Consider the following 21,139-nt stretch of genomic DNA (forward strand, 5'->3'; position numbering starts at 1 on the left):
CCCATGAGGCCCCGGACATGAGCGGCATCGGCCCCGTCGAACCCGCCGGCCCCGTCGAGGCACACACCGGCGACGCCCCCGCCACCCCCCAGGACGCACCGCCACCCGACGTCATCGGCACCGACTCCCCCCGCCTGACCGACCGTTGGCACGCACTGCTCCCGCGCACCCGCGCCACCGCACTGGCAGCGGCCGCGGCCACCCTGGCCGCGGCCGTATGGCTCCTGACCGCCCAACTACCGGCCACACCGCCCGAAGAACCGACCGCACCCTGGCCCTCGACCACAACGGCCTTCCACTACAAGGGAGTTGCCGACACTCCCGGCACCACCACCAGGGACTTCCGCTTCGACGTCTCCGTACACGACGGACCCCCCGTCACCATCTCCGACATCACCGCCACCCCCGCCGGCCTGCACACCCGCACCACACCCCCGACAACCTTCACCGTGCGCGCCGGAACCACCCACCGCATCACCGTGCGGATCACCGTGACCGACTGCGGCGGGCTTCCCCTCAACGTCAACCTGCCTTTCCTCGACGTAACGCTGCGTAACACGCAGGCAATACAGCACTACAGTTTCATCTTCGGCGGCAGCTACTCGCGCGACCTCTCCGACCTCCTCCACACGGCCTGCGACGCCACCCGGGCGCTCTCCTCGCCCCGCGTCCAACCGGAAGTGCGGGTTCTCACGATGTGGACCCGACACGTTTCCGCCAAACCGGCCGAGAGCGAACTTCCCCAAGGCTCACCTTCCGGCACGTCATAACAAGAAAGTCACAAGCCAGCCCACAACGATGCCCTCACCTGACAGACAGGCTTAGAGTCACGCCCAGTCACCGCGCCGCCGGGCGCGTCTGCAGAACGGCCCAGCTCCACCCCAGTACGGCCCGGCGAGACACACGGCAGCCCAGCAGGACTGCCGGCGCCAGGGAGAGGATTCATCGTGCGACACCGTTCTTTGGTCATACTCACCTCCGTGCTCACCACAGGCGCCCTCACGCTGACCGCCTGCGGCTCGCGCAACGACGACAAGGGTGGGGACAGCGGCAGCAAGAAGACCGAGGTCATCATTGGCGTCGACGCACCGCTGACCGGCCAGAACTCGGCGACCGGCCTCGGCATCCAGGGCGGCGTCCAGGTCGCCGTCGACGACGCCAACAAAAACAACCTCGTGCCCGGCGTGACGTTCAAGGTCCAGGCCCTCGACGACAAGGCCATCCCCGCCAGCGGTCAGCAGAACGCCACCCAGCTCGTCAACAACGACAAGGTGCTCGGCGTCGTCGGCCCGCTGAACTCCGGCGTCGCCACCCAGATGCAGCAGGTCTTCGCCACCGCCAACCTGGTCGAGATCTCGCCGTCCAACACCGCCCCCGAGCTCACCCAGGGCAAGAACTGGCAGACGAAGAAGGCCCGCCCCTTCAAGACCTACTTCCGTACCGCCACCACCGACGCCCTCCAGGGCGGCTTCGCGGCCGACTACGCGTACAACACGCTGAAGAAGAAGAGCGTCTTCGTCGTCGACGACAAGCAGACCTACGGCGCCGGCCTGGCCAAGCTGTTCACCGCCGGCTTCACCAAGGCGGGCGGCAAGGTCGCCGGCACCGACCACGTCAACACCGGCGACACCGACTTCTCCGCCCTCGTCACCAAGATCAAGAACTCCAAGGCCGACCTGGTCTACTACGGCGGCCAGTACGACGAGTCCGAGAAGCTCACCAAGCAGCTCAAGGACGGCGGCGCCAAGGTCCCGCTCTTCGGCGGCGACGGCATGTTCAGCGACACCTACATCCAGACCGCCGGCAAGACCTCCGAAGGTGACCTCGCCACCTCCGTCGGCCAGCCCGTCGACACCCTCGCCTCCGCCCAGGACTTCATCAAGAAGTACAAGGCAGCCGGCCTCAAGGGCGACTACGGCACCTACGGCGGCTACTCCTACGACGCCGCCACCGCCATCATCAAGGCCATCGCCAACGTCGTGAAGGACGGCAAGGTCCCCTCCGACGCCCGCGCCAAGATCGTCGACGAGGTCAGCAAGACCAAGTTCGACGGCGTCGCCGGCCCCGTCGCCTTCGACCAGTACGGCGACACCACCAACAAGCAGCTGACCGTCTACCAGGTCACCAACGGCAAGTGGAAGGCCGTCAAGAGCGGCACGTTCAACGGCTGACCAAACCAGCCGAACTGCCGCTAGCACCACCCCAGGGCCGCGCGGCCGACCACACGTCACCCGCGCGGCCCGTTCCACGCCCCCTGCTCACTCCCCACCACATGGAGGCCATGCGGTGCACACCCTGCCGCAGCAGCTGGCCAACGGGCTGTTCCTCGGCTCGATGTACGGGCTGATCGCCATCGGATACACGATGGTGTACGGCATCGTCCAGCTCATCAACTTCGCCCATGGCGAGATCTTCATGACCGGCGGCTTCGGCGCGCTCACGGTCTATCTCTACGTCCTGCCCGACGGCACATCCATGTGGATAGCCCTCCCGGCGATGCTCATAGGCGGCGGACTCGTCTCCGTCCTCATCGCCGTCGGGGCGGAACGCTTCGCCTACCGACCACTCCGCGGCGCCCCACGCCTGGCTCCCCTCATCACCGCGATCGGCCTCTCCCTCGCACTCCAGCAGGCCGTCTTCAACTGGTACCCGGACGCCAAGACCGACCGCAACTTCCCGCAGATCGACGCCGGCCCCTGGAACATCGGCTCCATCGGCATCAGCAGCGGCTCCCTCTTCGTCATCATCGCCGCCCCCCTCTGCATGGCGGCCCTCGCCTTCTTCGTCCGCCTCTCCCGCACCGGCCGCGCCATGCAGGCCACCGCGCAGGACCCGGACACCGCACAGCTGATGGGCATCGACACCAACCGCATCATCGTCATCGCCTTCGCCATCGGCGGATTCTTCGCCGCCGTCGCCGCCATCGCCTACGGCCTGCGCTACGGACAGATCAAGTACGACATGGGCTTCCAGATGGGCCTCAAAGCCTTCACCGCAGCCGTACTCGGCGGCATCGGCAACATCTACGGCGCCATGATCGGCGGCCTCGTCCTCGGCCTCGCCGAAACCATGGCCACCTCCTACATCGACGACATCCCCGGCATGCAGCAACTCGGCGGCGGCGGCTGGTCCTCCGTCTGGGCCTTCGTCCTCCTCATCCTCGTCCTGCTGTTCAGGCCACAAGGCCTCGTCGGCGAACGCGTAGCGGACAGGGCGTGACCACCATGACAACCACCAAGACCAGCCCCACCACGCCGGACACCCCGCGCGGCCTCATCCCCCTGCCCCACCCCGCCGCCCGCGTCCTCATCGCCGCAGGCGCCATCGGCACCATCGCCAGCACCTACATGTCCTGGACCTGGACCTCCGACTTCCCCGGGGACCTCACCTACTACGGCTCCCCCGCCGGACTCCAGATCCTCGACCTCGTCGCCGGCGTCCTCACCCTCCTCTTCGCCCTCACCCGCTGGAACATACGCGGCCTCACCTGGCTCAACCCGGCCGGCGCCACCGCCCCCGTGTTCCTCGCCGCCGCGGCCGCCTTCACCGTCAGCTGGTTCAGCGCACTCGCCATCGCCATCGACCTCGGCGGGCTCGTCAACCTCGACCCCGGCGCCTACATAGCCGCGGCCGCCTCCCTGGTCGCCCTCCTCGGCGCCCTCGCCCTGCCCAGCCCCGGCAACACCGCCAAAGCCTGGGTCAGCAAGCCCGACAACATCCCCCCGGCAGGCAAACTCCCCGCCTGGGGCGAACGCCTCGTCATCACCGCCGCCACCGGCATCGGCCTCATCGCCTTCGCCTACGGCATCGGCGTCGACCCCGACGCCAGCGAAACCTTCATCGGCTTCCTGCTGCTCGTCATCTTCGGCTCCTGGGCCGTGATCGCCGCCGGACTCGCCGACCGGTTCTCCGCCATCAACGCCCGGCACAAAGGTTTCGCCACCTCCATGGCCTTCCTCGCCGCCGCGATCTTCCCCTTCGTCGAGAACAACGAACACAACGCCAACCTCGGCGTGAACATCCTCGTCGTCGCCACCGTCGCCCTCGGCCTCAACATCGTCGTCGGCCTCACCGGACTCCTCGACCTCGGATACGTCGCCTTCCTCGGCGTCGGCGCCTACGCCGCAGCCCTCGTCTCCGGCTCCGAGTTCTCCCGCTTCTCCGGCGTCCAATTCCCCTTCTGGGCCGCCATGCTCACCGGCATGGCCGCATCGCTCATCTTCGGCGTCCTCATCGGCGCCCCCACCCTGCGACTGCGCGGCGACTACCTCGCCATCGTCACCCTCGGCTTCGGAGAAATCTTCCGCATCACCGTCAACAACCTCGACGGCTCCTCCGGGCCCAACATCACCAACGGCCCCAACGGCATCTCGATGATCCCCGACCTGGAGATCTTCGGCTTCAACCTCGGCAGCAGCCACACCATCGGCTCCATCACCGTCGGCCGATTCGCCAACTACCTGCTCCTGATGCTCGTCATCACCGCCATCGTCGTCCTCGTCTTCAACCGCGCCGCCGACTCCCGCATCGGCCGCTCCTGGATCGCCATCCGCGAAGACGAAACCGCCGCCACCGCCATGGGCATCAACGGCTTCCGCGTCAAACTCATCGCCTTCGCCCTCGGCGCCTCACTCGCCGGCCTCGCCGGCACCGTCAGCGCCCACGTCGGCTACAGCGTCAACCCCGCCCCCTACCAGTTCGCCGGCTCCGTACCACCCAACTCCGCATTCCTGCTCGCCGCAGTCGTCCTCGGCGGCATGGGCACCGTCGGCGGACCCATCCTCGGCGCCACCCTGCTCTACCTCCTCCCCGAGAAGCTCAGCTTCCTCAAGGAGTACCAACTCTTCGCCTTCGGCCTGGCCCTCGTCATCCTGATGCGCTTCCGCCCCGAAGGCATCATCGCCAACCGACGCCGCCAGCTCGAATTCCACGAAACAGAACAGGCCGACATCCCCGAACAGAGCCTTCCCGACACCACAGTCGGCGTCACCAAGGCAGGGGCGTAACCACCATGACCACCACCACGGCCACCAGCCCCGTCCTCGAAGCCAGCGGCGTCACCATGCGCTTCGGCGGCCTCACCGCCGTACGCAGCGTCGACCTCACCGTCAACTCCGGTGAAATCGTCGGCCTCATCGGACCCAACGGCGCCGGCAAAACCACCTTCTTCAACTGCCTCACCGGCCTGTACATCCCCACCGAGGGCAAAGTCGCCTACAAAGGCACCGTCCTGCCCCCCAAGCCCCACCTCGTCACCAGCGCCGGCATCGCCCGCACCTTCCAGAACATCCGGCTCTTCGCCAACATGACCGTCCTGGAAAACGTCCTCGTCGGCCGCCACACCCGCACCAAAGAAGGCCTCTGGTCGGCCCTCCTGCGCGGCCCCGGCTTCCGCAAAGCCGAAGCCGCCTCCCGCGAACGCGCCATGGAACTCCTCGAGTTCATCGGCCTCGCCCACAAAGCCGACCACCTCTCCCGCAACCTCCCCTACGGCGAACAACGCAAGCTCGAAATCGCCCGAGCCCTCGCCAGCGACCCCGGCCTGCTCCTCCTCGACGAGCCCACCGCCGGCATGAACCCCCAGGAAACCCGCGCCACCGAGGAACTCGTCTTCGCCATCCGCGACAAGGGCGTCGCCGTCCTCGTCATCGAGCACGACATGCGCTTCATCTTCAACCTGTGCGACCGCGTCGCCTGCCTCGTCCAAGGCGAAAAACTCGTCGAAGGCACCTCCGACGTCGTCCAGGGCGACGAACGCGTCGTCGCCGCCTACCTCGGCACCCCCTTCGAAGGCGCCCCCGGCGACGACGAAATCGCCGAAGTCGAAGCGGCCGAGGCCACCGGAGCACAGGGCACCACCAGCACGGAAGGAAGCGCCCAGTGACCGCACTCCTGGAGGTCGAAGACCTCAAGGTCGCCTACGGCAAGATCGAAGCCGTCAAGGGCATCTCCTTCACCGTCGAAGCCGGCCAGATCGTCACCCTCATCGGCACCAACGGCGCCGGCAAAACCACCACCCTGCGCACCCTCTCGGGCCTCCTCAAACCCCGCTCAGGCAAGATCACCTTCGAGGGCCAGCCCCTCAACGGCATCCCCGCCCACAAGATCGTCGCCCTCGGCCTCGCCCACTCCCCCGAAGGCCGACACATCTTCCCCCGCCTCACCATCACCGAGAACCTCCAACTCGGCGCCTTCCTCCGCAAGGACAAAGAAGGCATCGAAAAAGACATCCAACGCGCCTACGACCTCTTCCCCATCCTCGGAGAACGCCGCAAGCAGGCCGCCGGAACCCTCTCCGGCGGCGAGCAGCAAATGCTCGCCATGGGCCGCGCACTGATGTCCCAGCCCAAACTCCTCATGCTCGACGAACCCTCCATGGGCCTCTCCCCGATCATGATGCAGAAGATCATGTCCACCATCGTCGAGCTGAAATCCCAAGGGACCACCATCCTGCTCGTCGAACAGAACGCCCAGGCCGCCCTCTCGCTCGCCGACCAGGGACACGTCATGGAGGTCGGCAACATCGTCCTCTCCGGCACCGGACAGGACCTCCTGCACGACGAATCGGTACGCAAGGCCTACCTCGGCGAGGACTAGCACCCCTCACCGGACACACACGACCGAGGCCCGCACCCCTGAACCAGGGGCGCGGGCCTCGATCGTCCGTCTGCTGCGCGAGGGTCAGCCCTTCGCGGCCTTCTTCTCGTCCGCGTCCTGAATAACCGCCTCCGCGACCTGCTGCATCGACATCCGACGGTCCATCGACGTCTTCTGGATCCACCGGAACGCGGCCGGCTCCGACAGCCCGTACTCCGTCTGCAGGATCGACTTCGCCCGGTCCACCAACTTGCGCGTCTCCAGCCGGAGCGTGAGGTCGGCGACCTCCTTCTCCAGCTCCTTCAGCTCGGTGAACCGCGAGACAGCCATCTCGATGGCCGGTACGACGTCACTCTTGCTGAACGGCTTCACCAGATACGCCATCGCACCGGCGTCCCTGGCGCGCTCCACGAGGTCGCGCTGCGAGAAAGCGGTGAGCATCAGCACCGGGGCGATGCCCTCCTCGGCGATCTTCTCGGCCGCCGAGATGCCGTCCAGCTTGGGCATCTTCACATCGAGGATCACCAGGTCCGGCTTGTGCTCGCGGGCCAGCTCGATGGCCTGCTCACCGTCACCGGCCTCGCCGACGACGCTGTAGCCCTCCTCCTCCAGCATCTCTTTGAGGTCGAGCCGGATCAGGGCCTCGTCCTCGGCGATGACGACACGGGTCGTCAGCGGAGGCACGTGCGACTTGTCGTCGTCGGGCGCGTCTACGGGCTGGGGCGACTCGGGGGCGGTCACGGGGGCTCCTTGTTGCGGGCCGGGCAGGTGCTGCTGCCTCTGCAGCCTACCTAGCTGCAGCATCTCGTGGTGACCCGGTACACTTCCGAACAGTTCCACGGCCTGCCCGGTTGGAGGAATCTGGTCAGACTCGCGGTGCTCAAACCACCGTGCCTTCGGGCATGTGGGTTCGAATCCCACACCGGGCACAACGGAACCAGAAGCGGAGGACCACGTTCGCGTGGTCCTCCGCTTTTTGCTGCACGGAGTAGCGATCAGTAACGCAGAGTTTCCGCATGAACTTTCACGGCACTGAGGTTCGACAGCGTGCGCTCACGCTTCTCAGGGATGGCAACAAGAACGCAGATGTCGCCAGGACGCTCAACATTCCGCTTGGCACAATCGGCTATTGGAAGCATGCGGATCGCGCCAAGCGCGGGGAGTGCCCCGGGGCGCACAATCCGGCTTGTCCACGATGCGACGGACGCCCTCTGGACCTGGCTGCATATTCCTACTTGCTAGGTCAATACCTCGGAGACGGACACATCAGCCACTATGTGCACCACCGCGTGCCCAGCCTGATGATCTCTTGTGCCGACGCGTGGCCAGGCGTGGCGAACGAGACCGAAGCCGCGATGCGAGCCGTCTTCCCCACGAACAACGTGCATCGCGTACAGCGCATCGGTTGTCAGACCATCAAGGCTTACAACAAGCACCTGACATGCCTGTTTCCCCAGCACGGCCCCGGCAGGAAGCACGAGCGCCTCATTGCCCTCGAACCCTGGCAGCAGGACATCGTCGACGCCCACCCCTGGGAATTCATCCGCGGCCTCATCCACTCCGACGGGTGCCGCATCACGAACTGGACGACTCGCCTCGTGGGCGGCGAACGCAAGCGCTACGAATACCCGCGGTACTTCTTCACCAACAAGTCGGACGACATCCGGAAGCTGTTCACCGACACACTCGACAAGGTGGGCGTCAAATGGACCACCCTGGCCCGGGGCAGCGACCCGTTCAACATCTCCATCGCCCGCAAAGCCTCCGTGGCCCTCATGGACACACACGTAGGCCCCAAGTACTAACCTCAGCCCCCTACTTGGGGCTGTCGTCCTCCCCGATGTGATGCACCCGCACCAGGTTCGTCGAGCCCGAGACCCCGGGGGGCGAGCCCGCCGTGATGACCACGACGTCACCCTTCTGGCAGCGGCCGTACTTCAACAGCAGTTCATCCACCTGGTCGACCATCGCGTCTGTGGAGTCGACGTGTGGGCCCAGGAACGTCTCCACGCCCCACGTCAGCGTCAGCTGGGACCGTGTCGCCGGGTCCGGGGTGAAGGCCAGGAGGGGGATCGGGGACCTGTACCGGGACAGGCGCTTGGCCGTGTCGCCGGACTGGGTGAAGGCGACCAGGAACTTGGCGCCGAGGAAGTCGCCCATTTCCGCCGCCGCGCGGGCCACCGCGCCGCCCTGCGTGCGGGGCTTGTTGCGTTCGGTCAGGGGCGGGAGGCCCTTGGCGAGGATGTCTTCCTCCGCCGCCTCGACGATCTTCGCCATGGTCCGGACGGTCTCGATGGGGTACTTGCCGACGCTGGTCTCGCCGGAGAGCATCACCGCGTCCGTGCCGTCGATGACGGCGTTGGCGACGTCGGAGGCTTCCGCGCGGGTCGGGCGGGAGTTGTCGATCATCGAGTCGAGCATCTGTGTCGCGACGATGACCGGCTTGGCGTTGCGCTTGGCCAGTTTGATCGCGCGCTTCTGGACGATCGGGACGTGTTCCAGGGGCATTTCGACGCCGAGGTCGCCGCGGGCGACCATGATGCCGTCGAAGGCGGCGACGATGTCGTCGATGGCTTCGACGGCCTGGGGCTTCTCGACCTTGGCGATCACGGGGAGGCGGCGGCCTTCTTCGTCCATGATGCGGTGGACGTCCTGGATGTCGCGGCCGCTGCGGACGAAGGAGAGTGCGATGACGTCGCAGCCGGTGCGCAGCGCCCAGCGCAGGTCTGTTTCGTCTTTGTCGGAGAGGGCGGGGACGGAGACGGCGGCTCCGGGGAGGTTGAGGCCTTTGTGGTCGGAGACGATGCCGCCTTCGATGACGGTGGTGTGGATGTGGGGGCCGTCGATGTCGGTGACCTGGAGGCAGACTTTGCCGTCGTCGACGAGGATGCGTTCGCCGGGGGTGACGTCGGTGGCGAGGCCGGGGTGGGTGGTTCCGCAGCCTTGTTGGTTTCCTTCGGCTTCGTCTTCTGTGGTGATGGTGAAGGTGTCGCCGCGTTCAAGGAGTGCGGGTCCTTCGGTGAAGTGGCCGAGTCGGATTTTCGGGCCCTGAAGGTCGGCGAGGATTCCGACGCTGCGGCCGGTTTCGTCGGAGGCCTTTCGTACGTGGTGGTAGCGCTCCTCGTGTTCGGCGTGGGTGCCGTGGCTGAGGTTGAGGCGGGCGACGTCCATTCCGGCTTCGACCAGGGCTTTGATCTGGTCGTAGGAGTCGGTGGCGGGCCCCAGTGTGCAGACGATCTTTGCTCGGCGCATGGTGTGAGCCTAGGCCTTACCGGTGGGTAGAGAATTGGTCGCACATGTCTACTCAACAACCTTTGGGTGAAGGGGTGTTGACGGGTATTGAAGTGTGCTTAGGGGTGCTCTGATGAGCATTTTTTACAGCTGTGGGGGTGCCATGGTGAAGCGGGCGTTCACGGCTGCGAAGATTCGCTGGCGTTGGGGTTCGAGGTCGAGTGGTGCGGCTGTGGTGTCTTCGGCGGCGGCTCCGTAGGCCATGGAGCGCATGCGGCCGGGGGTCTGGGGGTAGGGCTGTGCGTCCTCGGCTCCGATGTCGGCGAGTTCCACGAGTGCTGCGAGTGTGGTGCCGAGTGCTTCGGCGTATTCGCGTGCTCGTTGGACGGCTTCTTTCACGGCTTGCTGGCGGGCTTGTCGGTGGGCGGGCGAGTTGGGGCGCAGGGCCCACCAGGGGCCGTCGACGCGGGTGAGGTCCAAGTCGGCGAGGCGGGTGGTGAGTTCGCCGAGGGCGGTGAAGTCGGTGAGTTCGGCGGTGATGTGGACGCGGCCGTGGTAGGCGTGGATGCGTTCGCCGCGGCCTTTGTCCTTGAGTTCGGGGGTGATGGAGAAGGCGCCGGTTTCGAGGCGTTCGACTGCGTCGCCGTATGTCTTGGTGAGGTCGAGGGCGGTGGTGTTGCGGCGGGTGAGGTCGTCGAGTGCGGCTCGGCGGTCTTTGCCGCGGGAGGCGACGGTGATGCCGATGCGGGCGATTTCGGGGTCGACTTCGAGGCGGGCTTCGCCGCGGACGGCGATGCGGGGGGCGTCGGGGGTGCCGTAGGGGACGGTGGGGGGTGGGTCGTCCGTGGGAGGGGTGGTCATACGTCCCACTCTGGCACTTGTTGGCTGTTTGGGGGCCGTGGGTGGTGCGGTTGGGTCATCAGATCGAAACCTGTGGGGCCTGTTGCGTTTTGCCGTGTCCGGGTCAGAATCTACGCGCGTTGTTGACTATTTCGCGAGGAGATCCAGACATGCCCTTGAACCGTAGGAAGTTCCTGCAGAAGTCCGCCGTGACCGGGGCGGGGGTGGCGCTGGCCGGTGCCGTGGCGGCTCCGTCGGCCGAGGCCGCTCAGGGGCGCAGACCTGCCAGGCGGTACTCGCTCACGGTCATGGGCACCACCGACCTGCACGGGCACGTCTTCAACTGGGATTACTTCAAGGACGCGGAGTACTCCGACAAGGCCGGCAACGCGATGGGCCTGGCGCGTATCTCGACGCTGGTGAACCGGGTGCGGGCGGAGAGGGGGCGCTGCAACACGATGCTGCTGGACGCGGGTGACACGCTGCAGGGCACGCCGCTGACGTACTACTACGCGAAGGTGGATCCGATCACCGCCAAGGGCGGTCCGGTGCATCCCATGGCGCAGGCGATGAACGCGATCGGGTACGACGCGGCGGCGCTGGGCAACCACGAGTTCAACTACGGGCTTGAGACGCTGCGGAAGTTCGAGGACCAGTTGCACTTCCCGCTGCTGGGTGCGAACGCGCTGGACGCGAAGACGCAGAAGCCGGCGTTTCCGCCGTACCTCATCAAGAGGTTCCATGTGCCGGGTCTGCCGCCGGTGAAGGTGGCGGTGCTGGGTCTGACGAATCCGGGTATCGCGATCTGGGACAAGGCGTATGTGCAGGGGAAGTTGACGTTCCCGGGGCTGGAGGAGCAGGCGGCGAAGTGGGTGCCGAAGCTGCGGGCGATGGGTGCGGACGTCGTGGTCGTGTCGGCGCACTCCGGTTCGTCCGGGACGTCGTCGTACGGTGACCAGTTGCCGTATGTCGAGAACTCGGCGGCGCTGGTCGCTCAGCGGGTGCCGGGTATCGACGCGATTCTGGTCGGTCACGCGCATGTGGAGATCCCGGAGCTGAAGGTGACCAACGAGCAGACGGGCAGGACGGTCGTGCTGTCCGAACCGCTGTGTTTCGCGGAGCGGTTGACCCTGTTCGACTTCGAGCTGGTGTTCCGTTCGGGCCGGTGGGAGGTCGAGTCGGTGGCGGCGTCGCTGCTGAACTCGAACACGGTCGAGGACGACCCGAAGATCACCAAGTTGCTGTCGGACGAGCATGCGAAGGTCGTCAGTTACGTCAACCAGGTGGTCGGTTCGGCGACCGAGACGCTGACGACGGTCGAGGCGCGGTACAAGGACGCGCCGATCATCGACCTGATCACCAAGGTCCAGGAGGATGTGGTGAAGGCGGCGCTGGCGGGTACGGAGTACGCGGCGCTGCCGGTGATCGCGCAGGCGTCGCCGTTCTCGCGGACGTCGGAGATCCCGGCGGGCGAGGTGACGATCCGGGATCTGTCGTCTCTGTACGTGTACGACAACACGCTGGTCGCGAAGGTGATGACGGGTGCGCAGCTGCGGGCGTACCTGGAGTACTCGGCGGAGTATTTCGTGCGGACGGCGGCCGGTGCTGCGGTCGACGTGGAGGAGCTGACGAACGCGAACGGACGCCCGGACTACAACTACGACTATGTGTCGGGTCTCGGGTATGAGATCGACATCGCCCAGGCGGCCGGGTCGCGGATCAGGAATCTCACGTACGGCGGGGCCGCGCTGGACGACGGGCAGCAGTTCGTGCTGGCGGTGAACAACTACCGTGCCAATGGCGGTGGTGCGTTCCCGCATGTGGCGTCGGCGAAGGAGCTGTGGTCGGAGTCGACGGAGATCCGGACGCGGATCGCCGAGTGGGTGACGGCGAAGGGTGTGCTGGACCCGAAGGACTTCGCGTCGGCGGACTGGAGGCTGACCCGGGAGGGCACGCCGGTGTTCTGACGGCCGTGTTCCAGAGGCGGTTTTCTAGAGGTTCAGCAGGGTTGCGTCGATGGCGTCGGCGATGGCTTTCGCGCCGGCGTCGTTGACGTGGAGTCCGTCGCCGCTGTTGAACTCGTCGCGGATTCTGGTGGGTTGGCCGGGGTCCGCGACGGCGGTGGCGATGTCGGCGACAGCGTCGAAGGGGTGGTCGTCGCCGAGGAGCCAGGTGTTGACCTGGTGGCGTACGGTCTGGCCCTCCTCGGTGTCGTAGCCGGGGTAGATGGTGCCGGCGTAGGGGCCGATGGTGCTGCCGATGACGGTGAGGCCGGCGGAGTGCAGGCGGTCGGCCAGGGTGGTGAGGCCGGTGATCAGGTCGTCGGTGGTGGGGAGTTGGCCGGGTTCGGGGTCCGCGATGGCGCCGGGCAGGCCGAGGTCGTTGAGGCCGACGTGGACGAGGACGTGGCTGACGCCGGGTACGTCGAGGACGTCGTGGTCGATGCGGGACAGCAGGTGGTCGCCGATCTCGTCGGTGAGCAGGCGGTTGCCGGAGATGCCCTGGTTGACGATCCAGCCGTGGTCGAGGCGGCGGCTGAGCTGGGCGGGGAAGCTGTTGTCGGTGCCGGGGGTGGTGGCCGCGCCTTCGATCCAGGAGTCGCCGAAGGCTACGGCGATGCGGGTGGTTTCGGGGGCGAGGACGTCGACGCCTGTGAGGAAGTGGCCGAGGGGCAACTCGTCTGATTCGTCGAGGAGTTCGGCGGAGAGGTGGTTGCCGCTGACGGCGTGTCCGATGTCGTAGGGGACCGCTGTGTAGGTGGTGAGGCCTGTGTCGCCCGGCAGGTAGAGGCTGATGGTGAGTTCTTCCCCTGCGCTCACGGGTAGTTCGACCGGGTCGCTGACGATTTCCTCGCCGACGGGCAGGGTGACGGTTTCGGCGCCCGAGAAGCGCAGGGGTGTGTCGCTGGTGGGGTCGATGCGGCTGCCTCTGGTGCGTACGGCGAGGTGGGCGCCGCCGAGTTCCAGGGGTTCCTTGCCGTAGCGGTTGCTGAGCCGCACTCTGAGCGCTTCACCTCCTCCGGCCAGGCGCAGGGTCTGCCTGATGGTCTGGTCGGTGAAGGAGCGGGGTTCGAAGAGGTGGAAGTTCTCGTGGGGGTTGATGACGGCGGCGCGGTGGGCTGCGATCCAGGTGGTGGTCATGGCGGGGCCAACGCCTCGGCCGTCGGGGTTCTTCCCTGCGGCCTGGTTTTTCACCTTCGGTGTTCCTGCGTTCCGTCGACGAGTGGTGTGAGTACTTGGGCGTGTCGTGCGTGCGGGATGCGTGGCTGAGGCTGTTGGTCGAGTCCGAAGGTGGTGAAGGCGGTTCGGGTGGGGAGGGGGTAAGTCTCTTTGCCGGTGAGGGAGTTGAGGATGGTGGCGCTGCGCCAGGCGGCGAGGCCGAGGTCGGGGGTGCCGACGCCGTGGGTGTGGCGTTCGGCGTTCTGCACGTAGATGTGGCAGTCGGAGCCGCTGATGGAGGGGTCGAGGGCGAGGCGGAAGTGTTGGTCGATGCGGGGGCGTTGGCGGCTGTCGCGGCGCAGGTAGGGGTCGAGGCCGGCGAGGATGCGGTCGAGGGGGCGTTCGCGGTAGCCGGTGGCGAGGATGACGGCGTCGGTGGTGAGCCGGGAGCGGGTGTCCTGTTGCAGGTGTTCCAGGTGGAGTTCGACCTTGGTGGTGGCGAGGCGGCCCGCGGTGCGGACTTGGACGCCGGGGGTGAGGACGACGTCGGGCCAGCCGCCGTGCAGGGTGCGGTCGTAGAGCTCGTCGTGGATGGCGGTGATGGTGTCGGTGTCGATGCCCTTGTGGAGCTGCCACTGGCTGGTGACGAGGCGGTCGCGGACGCGTTCGGGGAGGGCCCGGAAGTAGCGGGTGTAGTCGGGGGTGAAGTGTTCGAGGCCGAGCTTGGAGTACTCCATGGGGGCGAAGGCCTCGGTGCGGCCGAGCCAGTGGAGCTTTTCGCGGCCTGCGGGGCGGGCGCGGAGCAGGTCGAGGAAGATCTCGGCGCCTGACTGTCCCGAGCCGATGACGGTGACGTGGTCGGCGGCGAGGAGGGTGTCGCGGTGGGTGAGGTAGTCGGCCGCGTGGACGACGGGGACGGCAGGTGCTTCGACGAGCGGTTTGAGGGGTTCGGGGACGTAGGGCTCGGTGCCGATGCCGAGGACGATGTTCCTGGTGTAGGTACGGCCGAGCGCTTCGGCTTCTCCGTCGGTGTCGAGCTGGGTGAAGTCGACTTCGAAGAGGTCGCGTTCGGGGTTCCAGCGGACGGCGTCGACCTGGTGGCCGAAGTGGAGTCCGGGGAGGCTGTCGGCTACCCAGCGGCAGTAGGCGTCGTATTCGGCGCGCTGGATGTGGAAGCGCTCGGCGAAGTAGAAGGGGAAGAGGCGGTCGCGGGCCTTGAGGTGGTTGAGGAAGGTCCAGGGGCTGGCGGGGTCGGCGAGTGTCACCAGGTCGGCGAGGAAGGGGACTTGGATGCGGGCTCCGTCGATGAGGAGGCCGGAGTGCCAGTCGAAGGAGGGTCGCTGTTCGTAGAAGGCGGTGTCGAGTTCGGTGAGGGGGTGGGCGAGGGCGGCGAGCGAGAGGTTGAAGGGGCCGATGCCGATGCCGACCAGGTCGCGGGGTGCGTCGGGCTCGTGGTGTGGGGGGTGGGGCTGGGGCTGGGCGTGGGGGGTGGTGCTCATCGGGGGGTGTTTCCTTCCGCGAGTCTTTCGGCGGCCTGTTCGGCGGGTTCTTGGGCGGCCTGTTCGGCGGGGTCTCCGGCAGGGTCTTGGGGGCCTGTTAGGCGGGTTCTCCGGTGGCCTTTTCGACGAGGGTGAGGAGGGTGGCCAGGTCGTCGGGGCGGGTGTGGGGGTTGAGGAGGGTGGCCTTGAGCCAGAGGCGGCCGTCGAGGCGGGCCCGGCCGAGGACGGCGCGGCCCTGGTGGAGGAGTTCTCTGCGTACGGCGGCGATGGCGTCGTCGGTGGTGTGTGCGGGCCGGAACAGGACCGTGCTGATGGTGGGCCGGTCGTGGAGTTCGAAGCCGGGGTGCTCGTGGACGAGGGCGGCGAACTCCTGGGCCCGGTCGCAGACTTGGTCGACGAGGGCGCCGAGGCCGGTGCGGCCGAGGGTCTTGAGGGTGACGGCGATCTTGAGGACGTCGGGGCGGCGGGTGGTGCGCAGGGAGCGGCCGAGGAGGTCGGGGAGACCGGCGGCGGTGTCGTCGTCGGCGTTGAGGTAGTCGGCGTGCTGGGTGAGGGCGGCGAGGTCGCGGGGGTGGCGGACCGCGAGGATGCCCGCGGCGACCGGTTGCCAGCCGAGTTTGTGCAGGTCGAGCGTGATGGTGTGGGCGTGGTCCAGGCCGGCGAGCTTTCCGCGGTGGCGGTCGCTGAAGAGGAGGCCTCCGCCGTAGGCGGCGTCGATGTGCAGGCGGGCGTGGTGGGCGCTGCACAGGGCGGCGATCTCGGGGAGGGGGTCGATGAGTCCGGCGTCGGTGGTGCCCGCGGTGGCCGCTACTACGACGGAGCCGTGGGGGCCGGGGAGGGCGGTGAGGGCCTCGTCGAGGGCGGCGGGGTCGAGGGTGCCGGCGGGGGCGGGGACGATCACGGGGTCGGGCAGGCCGAGGAGCCAGGCGGCGCGGGGCAGCGAGTGGTGGGCGTTGGCGCCGCAGACGAGGCGGACGCCGGCGCCGTGTGCCTCGCGCGCCAGGAGCAGGGCGAGTTGGTTGGATTCGGTGCCGCCGGTGGTGACGAGGGCGTCGCAGGCGCCGGCCTCCCTCGCCAGTGCGCGGGTGACGAGGGCTTCGAGTTCGGAGGCGGCCGGTGCCTGGTCCCAGGAGTCGAGGGAGGGGTTGAGGACACTGGCGGCGAGGTCCGCGGCGGTGGCGACGGCGAGGGGCGGGCAGTGCAGGTGGGCTGCGCACAGGGGGTCGGCCGGGTCGGCGGCGCCCTCGGCGAGGGCGTGCACCAGGGTGCGCAGGGCGTCCGGGTCGCCGTCCTGCGGCAGAACGTCGCCGGCGGCGGCCCGCACCCGCGCGGCCACCGCGTCCGGTCCGCCGGCGGGCAGGGGGCCGCGGCGGGCGCGTGCGCCCTCGGCCAGGGCGTCGAGCACGGTGTCGAGGAGCGGCCGCAGGGCGCGGTGGCCTTCGGGGCCCGAGGCGAGGCTCGGTGTGCTCATGGGTTCCTCCCGGGCGCGCAGGCAGAGGGAGTTCCAGCTTGTACGCGGATGCGTGCGCGTGCCCGAAAAGTTCAACGATCGGAACCCGAAAGGGTGTCCCTGTGGTGTCTGTGCGGGGCTTGGGCGGGGAGGGTGGTGTTGGTGGTGCCGGTGACCGGGGGCTGCGCCCCCGGACTCCCGCTTTCGGCCTGAACGGCCTCGTCCTCAGACGCCGGACGGGCTGGATGGTGCGGACCGGCGCTGACAAGGGTGCCGGTCCGGGCACTCAACTACAGCCGGCGCCCCCGTGTTCGCCCTACGCCTCTCCCCTCACCTCCCTCACCCGCAACGCCCGTCCCAGGTCGTCGAGTTGGTCGGCCAGTTTGCGGCGCAGGGACGGGATCGGGTTGGCGTCGCTCAGGCATGCCTCGCCCAGGCGGAGTGTCTCCGGGTCGACGGCGTGCACCGGGAAGGCCCAGCGGCCGGCGGCGTCGGCGATGGCGGGGCCGCGGCGGGCGGCGACGGTCACGGCGTCGTCGTAGTAGCGCGGCACGTACTGCCGTACCAGGTCGGCCTGTTCGGGCTGCCAGAAGCCCTGGGCGGTGGCGACGAAGAGGTAGTTGGAGAGGTCGTCGCCCCCGAACATGGCCTCCCAGGCCTTGGCCTTGGCCTGCTCGTCGGGCAGGGCGGCGCGGCAGCGGGCGGCGCCCTCCTGGCCGGTGGCGGAGGGGTCGCGGTCCAGTTCGGCGGCGATGGCCGCCTCGTCGGTGGCGCCGAGGACGGCGAGCCGGGCGAGGACCCTCCAGCGCAGTTCGGGGTCCAGCTCCGGGCCGCCGGGGACGGTGCCGTCGGCGAGCCAGGCGGCGATGGCCTCGGGGTGTGCGGCGACGTCGATGATGTGGCGTACGGCGATCAGGCGCAGGCCGGGGTTGTCGCCGTCCTCGGTGCGGCGGATGAGGTCGCGGCAGAGGGAGGAGAGGGTGGCCAGGGCGGCGGGGCGCTGCTCGGGGGTGAGATAGCGGTCGACGATGTGGGTGGCGGCGAAGGCGAGGACGCCCTGGACGAGGGCGAGGTCGGTCTCGTGCGGGAGGTGGGTGCGGGCCGTGTCGAGGTAGGCGGTGGGCGGGAGTTGGCCGTCGCGAACCGCGTCCCGCAGGGCGTTCCAGACGACGGCCCGGGTGAGGGGGTCGGGGAGGCCGGAGAGGCTGGTGCGGACCGCTTCGAAGGACTCGGGGTCGAAGCGGATCTTGGCGTAGGTGAGGTCGCCGTCGTTCAGGAGGAGCAGGGCGGGGCGCTTGCCCAGGGGCTGGGGTTTGGTCTGCGGGACGTCGAGGTCGAGGCGTTCGCGCAGGGTGAGGTGGCGGCCCTCGTCGGCGACGTCCTGGTCGTAGAGGCCGACGGCGATGCGGTGCGGGCGGCTGCCGGTGTGCTCGACGCGCAGGGTGCACGTGCCCTCGTCGCCGGGGGTGACCAGTGCGCCGAGCGTGTCGACGCCGGTGGTGCGCAGCCAGGCGTCGGCCCAGGCGTGCACGTCGCGCTCGGTGGCGGAGGCGAGGGAGTCGATGAAGTCGGCGAGGGTGGCGTTGGCGAACTTGTGGCGGGCGAAGTGGCTGTTGATGCCGGCGAGGAAGTCCTTCTCGCCGAGCCAGGCGACGAGTTGGCGTAGTGCGGAGGCGCCCTTGGCGTAGGAGATGCCGTCGAAGTTGAGGAGGGCGGAGGCCGTGTCGTCTACGTTCTCCGGGGCTACGGGGTGGGTGGACGGGCGCTGGTCGGCGTCGTAGCCCCAGGCCTTGCGGGCGACACCGAAGTCGGTCCAGGTGTCGGTGAAGCGGGTGGCTTCGGTGAGGGTCTGGTAGCCCATGTATTCGGCGAAGGACTCGTTCAGCCAGATGTCGTCCCACCAGCGCAGGGTGACGAGGTCGCCGAACCACATGTGGGCCATCTCGTGGGCGATGACCATGGCGCGGGTCTGGCGCTCGGTGTCGGTGACGGCGGAGCGGTAGACGAACTCGTCGCGGAAGGTGACCAGGCCCGGGTTCTCCATGGCGCCGGCGTTGAACTCGGGTACGAACGCCTGGTCGTAGGAGTCGAAGGGGTAGGGCTCCTCGAACTTCTCGTGGTAGCGGTCGTAGCACTGCCGGGTGATCTCGAAGAGTTCGTCGGCGTCCGCGTCGAGGTAGGGGGCCAGGGAGCGGCGGCAGTGCAGGCCGAAGGGCAGGTCGCGGTGCTCGGTGCGCACGGAGTGCCAGGGGCCTGCGGCGACTGCGACGAGGTAGGTGGAGATCAGGGGGGTGGGGGCGGCCTGCCAGTGGCCGTCGCCGAGGTGTTCGGTGGTGCTGTTGGCGAGGACGGTCCAGGCTTCGGGGGCCTTGACGGTCAGCTCGAAGACCGCCTTGAGGTCAGGCTGGTCGAAGGCGGCGAAGACGCGCTGGACGTCCTCCATGAACAGCTGCGTGTAGAGGTAGGTCTCGCCGTCGGTGGGGTCGGTGAAGCGGTGCATGCCCTCGCCGGTGCGGGAGTAGCGCATGGCGGCCTCGATGCGCAGCTCGTGTTCGCCGGCGGTGAGGTTGTTCAGGGGGAGCCTGTTGCCGTCCAGGGTCTGCGGGTCGAGGGGCTGTCCGTCGAGGGTGACGGAGCGCAGCTGTGCGGGCTTGAGCTCGACGAAGGTGCCGGCGTCCGTGCGCGTGGTGAAGCGGATGACGGTCCGGGAGTCGAAGGTCTCGTCGCCGGTGGTCAGATCGAGGTCGACCGTGTAGCGGTGGACGTCGAGGAGCTTGGCACGGGTCTGCGCTTCGTCGCGCGTCAGTACGGACATGCAGGCAATGCTGCCCGATGGCACTGACGAGGCACAGGGGCGGATCGGTACGCGCGGGTACGCACCCCTGTGTGCGGTGCCCTATGTGCGGTCCCCTTCGAGCTCCCCGCCCAGGGTCTCGCTCGCGCGCTGGGTCGGGACACGGGTGTCCGGGTGGGGCAGGGCGGGGGTGCGGGGGGCGTGCTCCGGGGCCCCGGCGTGGTCCTTGACCAGGGCGCGCAGGTCGCGGACCTCCTGCGCCAGGTCGAGGTAGCGGCGGTGGGCGTCGTACAGGTAGCGGACCTTGGTGCGCAGCGCCCAGGGGTCGATGGGTTTCATGACGAGGTCGGCGACGCCGAGTCCGAAGGCGGCGGTGGTCAGTACGTGGTCGGCGCCGAAGCCGGTGAGCAGGATGACCGGTATGTGCTGGGTCTGTTCCACGCGGCGCATGTAGCGGACCACGTCCAGGCCGCTGACGCCGGGCATGCGGACGTCCAGCAGCAGCAGGCCGACGTGTCCGCGGAGCACCTGCTTGAGGGCCTCGTCGCCGTTCGTGGCGCGGCCCAGCAGATAGCCCAGCGGGGCCAGGGCGCTCTCCAGCGCGTACAGGGTGTCCTCGTGGTCGTCCACGATGAGGATCTTGGCTTCCGGCATGGCCCGTCGTCCCTCCCGCGTGGACAACCAGCTTGTGTCGAGGTGCTGACGTGGCGTGCTCGTCAGCTGACAAGGAGTGCACAGCGCAGCATGCCCCCTGCGGGCCCTCCTGTCACGCCCTTTGTGGTGTCCGACGAGGTCAATTGGCCGCCTGCGCGGAGCCGTTCACCGCGTCGCCCGCGATGCGCTCGTGGTGACGGATCACTTCCGCGATGATGAAGTTCAGGAACTTCTCAGCGAACGCCGGGTCCAGCTTGGCGCTCTCGGCGAGGGAGCGCAGGCGGTCGATCTGGCGGGCCTCGCGGGCCGGGTCGGCGGGCGGCAGCCGGTGTGCGGCCTTGAGGTGGCCGACCTGCTGGGTGGCCTTGAACCGCTCGGCGAGCATGTGGATGACGGCCGCGTCGATGTTGTCGATGCTGTCGCGCAGCCGGGCGAGTTCGGCGCGGACGGCGGGGTCCACGTCACTGGTGCCGGTGTTGCTGGTGGTCATGGGCATCCACCCTACGTGGCGGACGAGGGTTCGATCATCGGGGTGGGGGACCTGGTCGCTCCAGCCGCCGGGGACGGCGTGGTACTGCTGGGCGCGGAAGCGGACGGGGGGCATGCCGACGCGGCGGGTGAACAGCCGGGAGAAATAGGCCGGATCGTCGTAGCCGACGCGGCGGGCGACGGCGGTGACGGGCAGTTCGGTGGCGGCGAGGAGTTCCTTGGCAAGGCCCAGGCGGATGGCGAGGAGGTAGTCCTTGGGGCTGCAGCCGGCGCCGCCGCGGACGGCGGTGCGCAGTTCGGCGGGGGTCATGCCGTGCCGGGCCGCGTGGTCGGCGACCGACAGCGGCAGGCACGCGTCGCGGGCGAGGGCCTTGAGGACGGGGTCGCCGTCGGGGGCGAGGTCGGCACGGGCGCGGGGACGGGGACG

Annotated in this window: 18 protein-coding genes, 1 tRNA gene and 1 pseudogene; 9 read left to right on the forward strand and 11 right to left on the reverse strand. The window is 68.4% G+C overall.

Features of this window, described 5'->3' with window-relative positions:
• Window positions 1-17: 17 nt before the first annotated feature.
• The 3 genes from OG870_RS11950 to OG870_RS11960 all read left to right on the forward strand — a co-directional run bounded on the left by OG870_RS11950 (window position 18) and on the right by OG870_RS11960 (window position 3,219).
• Window positions 18-770, forward strand: coding sequence for a hypothetical protein (locus tag OG870_RS11950; RefSeq protein WP_266585431.1), 753 nt, complete (start codon window positions 18-20; stop codon window positions 768-770).
• A gap of 177 nt (window positions 771-947) precedes the next feature.
• Window positions 948-2,171, forward strand: coding sequence for a branched-chain amino acid ABC transporter substrate-binding protein (locus OG870_RS11955; RefSeq protein WP_266512466.1), 1,224 nt, complete (start codon window positions 948-950; stop codon window positions 2,169-2,171).
• 115 nt (window positions 2,172-2,286) lie between these two features.
• Window positions 2,287-3,219: a branched-chain amino acid ABC transporter permease gene (locus OG870_RS11960; RefSeq protein ID WP_266512469.1), complete on the forward strand. Its 933-nt coding sequence runs from the start codon at window positions 2,287-2,289 to the stop codon at window positions 3,217-3,219.
• Here OG870_RS11960 and OG870_RS48140 read toward each other — a convergent pair.
• Window positions 3,173-3,334 (reverse strand): archaellin/type IV pilin N-terminal domain-containing protein, encoded by a 162-nt coding sequence (locus tag OG870_RS48140; protein WP_353962165.1) that lies wholly within the window; start codon window positions 3,332-3,334, stop codon window positions 3,173-3,175. The genes OG870_RS11960 and OG870_RS48140 overlap by 47 nt on opposite strands.
• On the opposite strand from OG870_RS48140, the gene OG870_RS11965 reads away from it, so the two are divergent.
• From OG870_RS11965 to OG870_RS11975, 3 genes are read left to right on the forward strand one after another with little or no spacing between them, the layout of a single operon-like run.
• Window positions 3,282-5,006, forward strand: a complete 1,725-nt coding sequence (locus OG870_RS11965) for a branched-chain amino acid ABC transporter permease (RefSeq protein WP_353963643.1) — start codon at window positions 3,282-3,284, stop codon at window positions 5,004-5,006. The two genes, OG870_RS48140 and OG870_RS11965, sit on opposite strands and share 53 nt — an antisense overlap.
• A gap of 5 nt (window positions 5,007-5,011) precedes the next feature.
• Entirely contained in the window at window positions 5,012-5,884 is an 873-nt protein-coding gene (locus OG870_RS11970; protein ID WP_266512470.1) for an ABC transporter ATP-binding protein, read from the forward strand.
• Entirely contained in the window at window positions 5,881-6,597 is a 717-nt protein-coding gene (locus OG870_RS11975) for an ABC transporter ATP-binding protein (protein WP_266512473.1), read from the forward strand. Before OG870_RS11970 ends, OG870_RS11975 begins: the two co-directional genes overlap by 4 nt.
• Before the next feature lie 84 nt (window positions 6,598-6,681).
• On the opposite strand, the gene OG870_RS11980 is transcribed toward OG870_RS11975, so the two are convergent.
• The gene (locus OG870_RS11980; RefSeq protein WP_266679040.1) at window positions 6,682-7,338 is read right to left on the reverse strand and encodes an ANTAR domain-containing response regulator; all 657 of its coding nucleotides are present in this window, start codon (window positions 7,336-7,338) and stop codon (window positions 6,682-6,684) included.
• A gap of 104 nt (window positions 7,339-7,442) precedes the next feature.
• On the opposite strand from OG870_RS11980, the gene OG870_RS11985 reads away from it, so the two are divergent.
• A tRNA-Leu gene (locus OG870_RS11985) sits at window positions 7,443-7,526 on the forward strand.
• An 87-nt stretch (window positions 7,527-7,613) separates the two neighbouring features.
• Window positions 7,614-8,402, forward strand: coding sequence for a helix-turn-helix domain-containing protein (locus tag OG870_RS11990; protein ID WP_266585429.1), 789 nt, complete (start codon window positions 7,614-7,616; stop codon window positions 8,400-8,402).
• Between the two features lie 10 nt (window positions 8,403-8,412).
• On the opposite strand, the gene pyk is transcribed toward OG870_RS11990, so the two are convergent.
• Window positions 8,413-9,849, reverse strand: a complete 1,437-nt coding sequence (pyk, locus tag OG870_RS11995) for a pyruvate kinase (protein WP_266796074.1) — start codon at window positions 9,847-9,849, stop codon at window positions 8,413-8,415.
• Window positions 9,850-9,972: 123 nt separating this feature from the next.
• Entirely contained in the window at window positions 9,973-10,689 is a 717-nt protein-coding gene (locus tag OG870_RS12000) for an SIMPL domain-containing protein (protein ID WP_266841080.1), read from the reverse strand.
• A 149-nt stretch (window positions 10,690-10,838) separates the two neighbouring features.
• Here OG870_RS12000 and OG870_RS12005 point away from each other — a divergent pair, with 149 nt between their 5' ends.
• Window positions 10,839-12,635: a bifunctional metallophosphatase/5'-nucleotidase gene (locus OG870_RS12005; protein ID WP_327690862.1), complete on the forward strand. Its 1,797-nt coding sequence runs from the start codon at window positions 10,839-10,841 to the stop codon at window positions 12,633-12,635.
• Between the two features lie 24 nt (window positions 12,636-12,659).
• Here OG870_RS12005 and OG870_RS12010 read toward each other — a convergent pair whose 3' ends face one another.
• The 7 genes and pseudogenes from OG870_RS12010 to OG870_RS12040 all read right to left on the reverse strand — a co-directional run.
• Window positions 12,660-13,808 carry a GDSL-type esterase/lipase family protein gene (locus tag OG870_RS12010; RefSeq protein ID WP_266840990.1) on the reverse strand — a complete coding sequence of 383 codons (1,149 nt, stop codon included), beginning with the start codon at window positions 13,806-13,808 and terminating at the stop codon, window positions 12,660-12,662.
• Between the two features lie 50 nt (window positions 13,809-13,858).
• Window positions 13,859-15,325 (reverse strand): lysine N(6)-hydroxylase/L-ornithine N(5)-oxygenase family protein, encoded by a 1,467-nt coding sequence (locus OG870_RS12015; protein ID WP_266840988.1) that lies wholly within the window; start codon window positions 15,323-15,325, stop codon window positions 13,859-13,861.
• A gap of 97 nt (window positions 15,326-15,422) precedes the next feature.
• A complete protein-coding gene (locus OG870_RS12020; protein WP_266512493.1) occupies window positions 15,423-16,796 on the reverse strand; it encodes a pyridoxal phosphate-dependent decarboxylase family protein in 1,374 nt (457 codons plus the stop codon).
• A 295-nt stretch (window positions 16,797-17,091) separates the two neighbouring features.
• Window positions 17,092-19,590 (reverse strand): aminopeptidase N, encoded by a 2,499-nt coding sequence (pepN, locus tag OG870_RS12025; protein WP_327690863.1) that lies wholly within the window; start codon window positions 19,588-19,590, stop codon window positions 17,092-17,094.
• A gap of 81 nt (window positions 19,591-19,671) precedes the next feature.
• A complete protein-coding gene (locus tag OG870_RS12030) occupies window positions 19,672-20,223 on the reverse strand; it encodes a response regulator (RefSeq protein WP_266512499.1) in 552 nt (183 codons plus the stop codon).
• A gap of 139 nt (window positions 20,224-20,362) precedes the next feature.
• The gene (locus OG870_RS12035) at window positions 20,363-20,713 is read right to left on the reverse strand and encodes a chorismate mutase (protein WP_266512501.1); all 351 of its coding nucleotides are present in this window, start codon (window positions 20,711-20,713) and stop codon (window positions 20,363-20,365) included.
• Between the two features lie 21 nt (window positions 20,714-20,734).
• Window positions 20,735-21,127: pseudogene (locus OG870_RS12040) on the reverse strand (helix-turn-helix transcriptional regulator); the annotation flags it as partial.
• Between the last annotated feature and the right edge of the window lie 12 nt (window positions 21,128-21,139).

Origin of the sequence: Streptomyces sp. NBC_00461, from assembly GCF_036013935.1 — a bacterium.
Taxonomy (GTDB): domain Bacteria; phylum Actinomycetota; class Actinomycetes; order Streptomycetales; family Streptomycetaceae; genus Streptomyces.